Below are 9,149 nucleotides of genomic sequence, written 5' to 3'. Positions count from 1 at the left end.
AGAACCTACCACGCCACCAACACGCCGCCGTACGCGCTGCCGGAGCACAAAACCCGCACCACCCTCAAAACCCAGACCCACAAGGGCGAGGGCAGCAACGAACTTCGATTCGAGGATGAAGCGGACAAGCAACAGATCTATGTCCACGCCCAGAAAGACCTGGACCTGCTGACGGAAAACAACCGCACCGAAGTCATCAAAAATGACAGCCACCTGACCGTGGACAACCACCGCAAGGCCCACATCAAGGGCAATGACCACGCCACCGTGGATGGTGAGAAGCGCGAATCCATCGGCGGCGACGCCAGCCTCACCGTCAACGGCAGCCACCACAGCAAACAGGGCAAGAACCAGCTCATCGAAGCCGGCAGCGAAATCCACCACAAGGCCGGTATGAAAATCGTGATCGAAGCGGGTGCGGAAGTGACCCTCAAGGCCGGTGGCAGCTTTGTGAAGGTGGACCCCAGTGGTGTGACTGTGTCCGGGCCTATGGTGAAGATGAATTCCGGGGGCGGGCCTGGGAGTGGAAGTGGCGTTGGGGCACAAATGCCTGAAAAGCCCGACCTCATCGAGCCAGTGGCAGGTGCCAATGTGACGCAGGATTCGTTAGCCGAAACGGGCACACGAATCAATGCAAAGCCAGGTAGTGTTGCTGGAGCCAAGACTAAGTCCGGGGGCAGCAACGGGTCTACACCTTTCAGCGCCTCTCCGACGCAATCCGATGGTGTCTTAGAGGAAACCCCTGTTGTCGACGAATCTGGCCGGCTGGTCGACGTTCGTGGTCGGGGAACTGACGATGAAACAGTGAAAAGCGCATTGGCACCCGGTAAGGAGGGCGCGGTATGAATCAACCCCTGAACCTCAAACGTGAGCCTCTCGATAAAACGGTCCGCCTGAGGGCGGAAAATGACAGGGGCGAGCCTGCGGGGATGGCGCTTGCCATCCCCACTCAAGATGGCGGTTCCTTCATGGTTCCCGTTCTGGACGACTGGCAATCCATGGAAGAAAAGCCGGAAGGTGAGTTGGGCAATACCTTGATGAGTGTTTGCCCCGTTGCTGAAATTCACAGCAAACGCCCCATTGAGTCCGGTGGCGTAACGATCTTCGGTGGCCGCGCGGTGTCCCTTATGCGCCCGGGTTACCTCTATGTATTCCGGGGCCAGACACTTTGGCGCGAATTCGAGATTGGTCCGGAAGGCACTCTCAGCGAAGTCGATCTCGTGACTGCGCGCCAGGATAAGGCCTCCGCCCGTTTGGCGGCGGGCAAACCAGTGACCGATTTTCTGGTGCCAGTATTGCTGCAGAATCGATTTGAACTGACGGACTGCCGCATTGCCTATAGTGAAATCCAGTGGCCATGGTCCTATATTGAAAAGCTGGAAAGCGCGCCAGCCGTTCTGGAAAAGAGGGCCCTGTCCATCGCGCCTGCCTGGGCCGCTTCGACGGATGATAGTCTGAACTTCGACAGCGGTTTTCCGGCTTCAACCATCACATCGGTATCCAAGTTGCGGCCCAGGGATCTGGGCATTGAACTGATGCTCAGGGACCCTGCCGGATTTACGCCCGAGTTCCGGGAGCCGGGCAGTGGTGAGTTGATTTCCCGAGTCGTCGAGCGATGGAAGCGGATTCCCGTCGATGACGAGCAGCCTGGTAGGGAACTGCCGGATCTAAGTTTGCAGGCCGAGGCATCAGGGGACGCATTGGTGGGTGCCAGGGAGCACAGCGCGATCGTATGCGTGGCCATCCCCGACCCGCTGTTCCGCCTGCGCCATGCCCTGACACAACTGCACCTGGCCTTGCATTACCTTGATGCGATTGACCTGTCCCTTAAAGATCGACCGCTGATTCACTCCGCCACACTGATACGTCAGGCATTGTTCGATCCGCAGGTTTCAGACTCCAGCGATCAAGTCGAAACCCTGCGAGCTGCGGTGGACCAAGAGAAGCTTCATAAGACTCTGGATCATTCCGAGCGCAAAAAGGTGCTTGAAGAAATCGCGATCCACCTGCAAACCCTGGAATCACTGGTCAACAGCGGTGACTTCGAAATCGCCTGTGATGATTACCTCAACCACAACGGGTTGGGGCCCTGCGAAGCGTTTGCGCTCCAGGCTGATCTGTTAAATCTGACCCAACAACTCCCGGGCGTATTGAATGCCCATGGCCTGGAGTCACCGGGCATCCTGTCAAGACTGCTCAAGCAGGGGCTGGGAAAGAACCCTCTCATTGACACTTTGGCTGACGGTGGAAACGCAAGCAGCGACTTTCCTCCTGTGCTGGCGCAATTAAAGGAACTCGCGGGTGACCAGGACACGCTGACGGAGGAGCGTTTGAACGGCGCGGGCCTGTCGTCCATAAGCGCGTTGGCCCAGCAAATGGCGCAGGAGGAAGATGGCTCAGGTTCTGACAGCGGCAATGGCTCGCAGGCCCTTCCCAGCAGTGCTCCAGGCACCGCTGCGGGAATGGTTAAAACAGCATTGGGAGGCTGGAGTGCGGCCGTTCTAAAAGCGGTGGAAAACTTACGTCAGAGCGACGACCTGGCGGCCATCAAACTGGACCGCGTGTTCACTTCTGTCAAAGCAGTGGCCGATATCGCCGACCCCAATCTGGGCGGGGAGTTGCAGGTAATGCGCCGAGGTGAGGTTGATCTCACGCGTTACAGCATTGTGGGCGTTCACGGAAAAGGAATTTCTTTTGGCTTAACCGATGCAGACCGCCAGAGCGAAGCTCTGACAAGGCGCAATGATTACCTGTTTGCAGACAGGACAGACGCAGGGGGTAAACGGGTGGCGTCCACCAGCCCGAGTCGATTGGTTGATGAAGGTGGAGAAGCTCTTGTTAAGGCAGCGGCTCATACCTGGGTGTTTGTTCTACCCGTCGATCATCCTGAAGCCCGGAAATTCAGTGCCTTGAAAATTGATTGGGCGAAAAAGGCCAAGGCGTTTGCTGATGGGCCCGGGTTGTCGAGGGTGTTGGTGGGGTTGGCTGCATATAATCTTGTTTCGGAGATGTGGTCTTTGAGGCAAAGAAAATCAGGAGAAGCGGGGTATTCAGTCACTAAATTAGTGGGAGCTGGCCTAGACCTGACCGCAGCAACAATGAAGCTTTATGTCGTTAGCGCTGTAGCCAATGATAAGCTGGTCTCTGCGGTAATATTGCGACCGCTTTTCGAGATGAAGTCTGTTCCATTGATTGGCCCCATTATCCAAAAACGGCTTTTGCAGGTTGGTGCGAGCACTATCGTACGTTTTATGGCATTGGTTAACTTTTCAGCTGGTGTCGCAATGGTGGGCATGAGTGCATGGGACTATCGCAGAAGTGTTAGTCGGGGCGATCTGGATGCTGCCTTCGGGCATGGTCTAGCTGTGGCTGGAGGTAGCGTCTTTTTGGCGTCGCCGCTTTTAAGCGGGTTGCTAGCAGTACCTGGTTGGGGCTGGGCATTGTTTGGACTGGGAGTTGTTCTGGGTGGCAGCGTGTTCGCAGCTATTGCTACCGACAGCATGATAGAGCGCGTGCTGAAGCAGGGACCTCTGGGGCTTGGGCCAGATCATGAGGGGCTTCCTGAGGACGATTCAGTCTATTTTCCACAGTTGTTGAGCCAGATCTCCCCGGTAAGGGTATCTGCCAAGCGCTATGGTGACTTGAGTGATGTGGAGCAGGCGATGTTTGCGAACCATAACCCATCTCCCGACGACTACAGGGTGACGGTGCGTTCTCCCCTGATCAGCCGTTTCAAACTTGGCCAGCCAAAGGAAGATAAAGAGAAAAGCAGTAAGCCGGACCTGAGGCTGGGGATTCAGGAACTGGAGTATACCCGCAGCGTAATGGATACCCCCGCCGGACAAGTCGATGAATATTACTTGACTCGAAACACGCCTTTGAAAAAGGTGACGACCTGGGTGCCCGTACCGGAAGACCACGCCGTGCACTTTCTGATAGAACGGAACCTGGCCGGTGGCGAAAGCCATGCGTTTGGCCACAGTGAAAGGCGTACCGTCAATTTGAGAGTGGTCTTACAAGCCCGAGTCGAGAGTGAAGTTGGCGCGTTTAGGCTTCCGATGCCAGTGCTTGATGCTTATGAGTCATTTGATGCTAATCGTCACGGCGTGCTGCCCGATAAGCAGCGCCAAGTGTTCAATCCATTCGAAAATGAGCCAGTGCCATATTGGATCGTTAAAGAGGTCGCAGTGTGAGTGAGAGTGACCTAATAAACAGAAGACAAGAAGTCGGTTTTCGAGCTGACCAGATTCCGAATCTGCCGGAGTCTGTGAGCGGTCGGGAGCGACTTGGTGAGGATCTTCAACCCATTGGTGACTACGCCAACATCGAACCCTACAATCGCGTGTACGAGGATGCTGGTGAAGTTCAGTACCAAGATCAGAGTGAATCGAAGGCCTTTGCTTTCGGAGACTGGTGGTGGGATCACCAACGAATTCGCTTTCTCAATGGCAAGGCATTTGTTGGGATTTCGGCTTTACTTCTCCTCATACCTTATGTCTGGGGAGGGGTAGTTTTAGTCGGAGGTGGATGGCTGGTCTATTACGGTTTTTATGTACTCGTGGTAGATGCAAACGTTGTAGTTTTTTTCTTGGTAATGTTCTTTGCAGTTCTTGTTTGGATACCCGCCTCCTTCTATGCCCTTATTAAAACCATGCCATGGGTTGTGGGCGGTTTCGCCCTGCTACTGAGACCATTCGACAAATTACTGGGCAAGCTCCTGGATCGTGGCCTGGATGCAGGCGAAAGCGCCTTCAACCGTGAGGCGGGTGAGGTTAGCTTCGCTCTACCGGGAGGTAAGAAACTGACCGCGCCCTTCGAGGAGTTCGATGCCTACGTGGAGCGCGTGGTCCAGCATGGCGGCATCTTCTATCGCCTGATGTTTGTTCACCGCTACACCGGCAAGCAGTTCAGCCAGACGTCCTTTAGCCGGATTGAGCCAACAAAAGAAGAAGTCATGGCTCTGTGGGATATGCTGCAGAGGTATATGGATGTATCCCAGCCGCTGCCGGATGTGCCGAGGCTGGAGCCCTTCCGCCACCTAGATCCGGTAACGGCGGAGCATGACCAGCACACCGGTCGGAATCCCCGGTTCTGGCGTGACCTGGATCTGGAAACCTGGAAGCAGGGTGAAGGGGCCGAATGGCTGAAGCGCCAGGCGGAGTACCCTTGGGATAAACGCACCTGCAAGCTGACACCTCAGATTGGAAAGATTTCCATGGAGGCCTATAGGGCAAAGATGGCTTCCTCAAGTAACCATGGAGAACTGAAGGAATCGGTGATGTAAGGCAGAGGCATGGGCCTCTGCCTCAGTACACCTAAGCCTCCCGCAACTCCCGGGCCGCAGCCACCATTCCCCTCAACGCCGGAATCACCTCCTCCCACGACCGGGTTTTCAACCCGCAGTCCGGGTTGATCCAGAGCCGCTCGGCGGGGATTCTTTCCGCGGCCTTGTTCATCAGCGACACGATCTGTTCAGTCCCAGGCACGTTGGGCGAGTGAATATCGTAGACACCCGGTCCAATATCATTGGGATATTGGAAGCCCTTGAAAGCATCCAGCAGCTCCATGTCAGACCGGGAGGTTTCAATGGTGATGACATCGGCGTCCATGCGGGCGATGGCTTCGATGATGTCGTTGAATTCCGAATAACACATATGGGTGTGTATCTGAGTGTCGTCCTTCACGTCGTTGGACGTAATCCGGAAGGCTTCGATGGCCCAGTCCAGATAGGTCTGCCAGTCGCTCTGGCGCAGGGGCAGGCCTTCGCGAAGGGCGGCTTCGTCAATTTGGATGATGTTCACGCCGGCCTGTTCCAGGTCCAGCACTTCCTCACGGATGGCCAGTGCCAGTTGCAGGCAGGTGTCTTTCCGGGGCTGGTCGTCGCGCACGAAGGACCAGTTCAGGATGGTGACCGGGCCGGTGAGCATCCCTTTCAGGGGCTTGTCTGTCAGCGACTGGGCGTAGCGGATCCATTCCACGGTCATGGCTTTGGGCCGGGAGATATCGCCGAACAGGATGGGCGGTTTCACGCAGCGGGAACCGTAGGACTGTACCCAGCCGAAGCGGCTGAACACGTAGCCCTCCAGTTGCTCGCCGAAGTACTCCACCATGTCGTTGCGTTCCGCCTCGCCATGGACCAGCACGTCCAGCCCCAACTGTTCCTGTTCCTCAACGCAGTGGCGGATTTCCGCGCGGATTCGCTCCTGGTATTCCTCGGGTGCCAGCTCACCCCTACGAAATTTGAGCCGTGTTTGGCGGATATCCTTGGTCTGGGGGAACGAGCCGATGGTGGTTGTGGGGTAGCGCGGCAGCTTCAGGTGGCTGGCCTGGATCGCGGAGCGCTGCTGGTAGCTGCTCTTGCGTTGACCCAGCTCAGGCGTGATCGCCGCGACCGCCTCGCGAACCTGTGGGTCCGTCACGCGGGTTGAGTTCCTGCGGCTGAGTATGGCGTCTGCATTGCTCTTCAGTTCCCGGGCCACCGCATCCTGGCCATCGGTAAGTGCCGTGGCCAACAGCTGCAGTTCTTCCAGCTTTTGCCGCGCAAAGGCCAGCCAGGAGCGTATCTCCGGGTCCATGGTGGTTTCGTTGTCCAGGTCTACCGGCACATGGAGAAGTGAGCAGGATGGCGCAATCCAGAGTCGTTCACGCAGCTTCTGATAAACCGGTTCCAGCCAGTCGAGGGTGGCTTCCAGGTCGGTTTTCCAGATATTGCGACCGTCGATCACGCCCAGTGAGAGAACCTTGTGCCCCGGCAGCCAGTCAGTCACGCGGGACACTTCGTCGCGGGCTTTTGTCGCATCCAGGTGCAGGCCGGCAACCGGTAGTTCACAGGCCAGTTGCAGGTTTTCCCGCAGTTGGCCGAAATAGGTGGTCAGCAACAGTTTTACCGGGCTTGCCTTGAGGTTGTGGTAAGCCAGGTTCAGGGCGTGCCGCCAGTCGCCTTCCAATTCTGTGACCAGGATTGGCTCGTCAATCTGCACCCACTCTGCGCCATTGTCGGCAAGAAGCTGTAACAGCTCCGCATAGACCGGCAGTAAGTCATCCAGCAGGCTGAGCCGGTCTGTATCGTCCTTGGATTTGCCAAGCCAGAGGTAGGTGACAGGGCCGATGATAACTGGCTTGGCATTGACGCCTACGGCCCTGGCTTCGGCCAGTTGTTTCAGTAAACGCGTGGAATTCAGGCTGAACCGTGTGTCCGCGTCGAATTCCGGGACAATATAGTGGTAGTTGGTGTCGAACCACTTGGTCATTTCACCGGCATGGATGCCACAGCAATCGTTATCAGCCGGGGACCGGCCACGGGCAATGCGGAAGTAGCGGTCCAGTTCGTGGTCATCGGCCTTGCCTGAACGCTTGGGCAGGTTGCCGAGTGTGGCGCTCATGTCCAGTACCTGGTCGTAGAGCGAGAAGTCGCCGACCGGCGCCAGCGTGAGCGGGCGTTGGTGCCGCCAGTTGCTGGCGCGAAGCCCTGCCGCGGTTTGCTGTAGGTTGTCTTCGCTTAACTCGCCTTTCCAATAGCCCTCAAGGGCAAATTTGAGTTCGCGACGTTGGCCAATTCTGGGAAAGCCCAGGTTATGGGTGGTTACCATGATGAATCTCCTGTCGTCATTCAGGCCTTCAAGACTAGTGCTGATCTGACATGAAAAATAATGGTAAAATCTCATTAATCCATGAATTTTTTTCAACTAAGGTCGGCCAATGATAGAGCGCAATCATCTGGAGATCGTCCGTGAAGTGGATCGGAGCGGCTCCCTGACCGCAGCGGCGGACGCGCTGTGCCTCACTCAGTCTGCCCTCAGTCATGCCATGAAGAAGCTCGAGCAGCAGTTGGGAACGCCCGTGTGGGTGCGTGAAGGCCGTAAACTGCGGCCAACTCAATCCGGGTTGTATTTGCTGTCACTCGCGAATCGTTTGTTGCCGCAGTTCGAGCATGCCGAGGAATTGGTGGGTCAGATTGCCAGAGGGCAGCGGGGCAGCCTGCGAATCGGTATGGAATGTCATCCTTGTTACCAGTGGCTGCTCAAGGTGGTTGGGCCGTATCTTGAGCAATGGCCCGGCGTGGATGTGGATGTGAAGCAGCGCTTCCAATTTGGCGGTATCGGTGCTTTGTTCGGCTACGACATCGATGTGTTGGTGACGCCGGACCCATTGCACCGCAAGGGGCTTGTTTACGAGCCGGTCTTTGATTACGAGCAGATTCTCGTAGTGCCGAGCGATCACCCGCTGGCCTCCAGGCCTTGGGCGGAGCCATCTGATCTTGAAAGTGAGACTCTGATTACCTATCCGGTGGATGCCGAGCGGCTGGACATCTATACCCGGTTTCTGGTGCCGGCCCACAGCAGCCCGGCCCGGCATAAGACCATTGAAACCACGGACATCATGCTGCAAATGGTCGCGGCAGGGCGGGGGGTATCGGCACTGCCCCGTTGGCTGGTGGAAGAGTACGCCCATCAGATGCCGATCAGCCCGGTACGGCTGGGGCGGGAGGGTATTGATAAGCAGATTTTCCTGGGCCTCCGTGAGCGGGATGTGGATGTGGCCTATCTTCAGTCGTTCATGACGATGGCGCGGGAAACGACCTGGGGGCTGGATTGAAGCTGGAATCCGTCGCAACTTTGGTTGAGATGTTCGCGGGGGCGTCGTTCTTCGGTTAAAATGCGCGAAATTATTCATCGGGGACATGTGACCATGAGCGAAACACCCGCAGATCTGAAATACATTGAAACGCACCAGTGGGTGCGTGTGGCCGACGACGGCACCGCAACCGTCGGAATCACGGATTTTGCCCAGGATCAACTGGGGGATATCGTTTTTATTGGTGTTCCGGATGTGGGTTCGACGGTAACTGGTGCTGAAGAGGCGGGCGTTGCCGAGTCGGTGAAGTCGGCGTCGGATGTGTTCAGTCCGGTGACCGGTGAGGTGATTGAGGTCAATGAGAGCCTTGAGGATGAGCCTGAGAAGGTGAATGAGGATCCTTATGGCGATGGCTGGTTGTTCCGGGTGCGGTTGGCGGATGCCGGTGAGCTGGATGGCCTGATGGATTCTGTGGCCTATGCGGAGCATGTGGCTGCCGAGGAGTGACCCCGCGGATTGCTTCGGAGTTAGGACCAAGCCGGGAGGGCCTTCCAAAACACGCCTCAAGACGTCCT

General features: G+C 56.7%; 6 protein-coding genes. 5 read left to right on the top strand and 1 reads right to left on the bottom strand.

What is annotated here, in order from left to right:
* The 3 genes from B3M52_RS19525 to B3M52_RS19515 all read left to right on the top strand — a co-directional run.
* Positions 1–846, top strand: an 846-nt coding sequence (locus tag B3M52_RS19525; protein ID WP_414673613.1) for a bacteriophage T4 gp5 trimerisation domain-containing protein, incomplete at its 5' end; no start/stop codon positions are given.
* A 152-nt stretch (positions 847–998) separates the two neighbouring features.
* On the top strand, positions 999–4,193 hold the full coding sequence (locus tag B3M52_RS19520) for a toxin VasX (RefSeq protein ID WP_269400211.1): 3,195 nt from the start codon (positions 999–1,001) through the stop codon (positions 4,191–4,193).
* Positions 4,190–5,284 carry a hypothetical protein gene (locus B3M52_RS19515; protein WP_127402078.1) on the top strand — a complete coding sequence of 365 codons (1,095 nt, stop codon included), beginning with the start codon at positions 4,190–4,192 and terminating at the stop codon, positions 5,282–5,284. Before B3M52_RS19520 ends, B3M52_RS19515 begins: the two co-directional genes overlap by 4 nt.
* Positions 5,285–5,315: 31 nt before the next feature.
* On the opposite strand, the gene metE is transcribed toward B3M52_RS19515, so the two are convergent.
* A complete protein-coding gene (metE, locus tag B3M52_RS19510; protein WP_127402077.1) occupies positions 5,316–7,589 on the bottom strand; it encodes a 5-methyltetrahydropteroyltriglutamate--homocysteine S-methyltransferase in 2,274 nt (757 codons plus the stop codon).
* A gap of 109 nt (positions 7,590–7,698) precedes the next feature.
* Here metE and B3M52_RS19505 point away from each other — a divergent pair, with 109 nt between their 5' ends.
* Positions 7,699–8,595 carry a LysR family transcriptional regulator gene (locus B3M52_RS19505; RefSeq protein ID WP_075195827.1) on the top strand — a complete coding sequence of 299 codons (897 nt, stop codon included), beginning with the start codon at positions 7,699–7,701 and terminating at the stop codon, positions 8,593–8,595.
* Positions 8,596–8,688: 93 nt separating this feature from the next.
* Positions 8,689–9,081 carry a glycine cleavage system protein GcvH gene (gene gcvH, locus B3M52_RS19500; protein WP_036203540.1) on the top strand — a complete coding sequence of 131 codons (393 nt, stop codon included), beginning with the start codon at positions 8,689–8,691 and terminating at the stop codon, positions 9,079–9,081.
* Positions 9,082–9,149 lie beyond the last annotated feature (68 nt).

Source organism: Marinobacter sp. UBA2688, from assembly GCF_002352785.1.
Taxonomy (GTDB): Bacteria; Pseudomonadota; Gammaproteobacteria; order Pseudomonadales; family Oleiphilaceae; genus Marinobacter; species Marinobacter salarius.
Note: the sequence above shows the minus strand (reverse complement) of the source record. Positions and strands in the feature narration are given on the sequence as shown.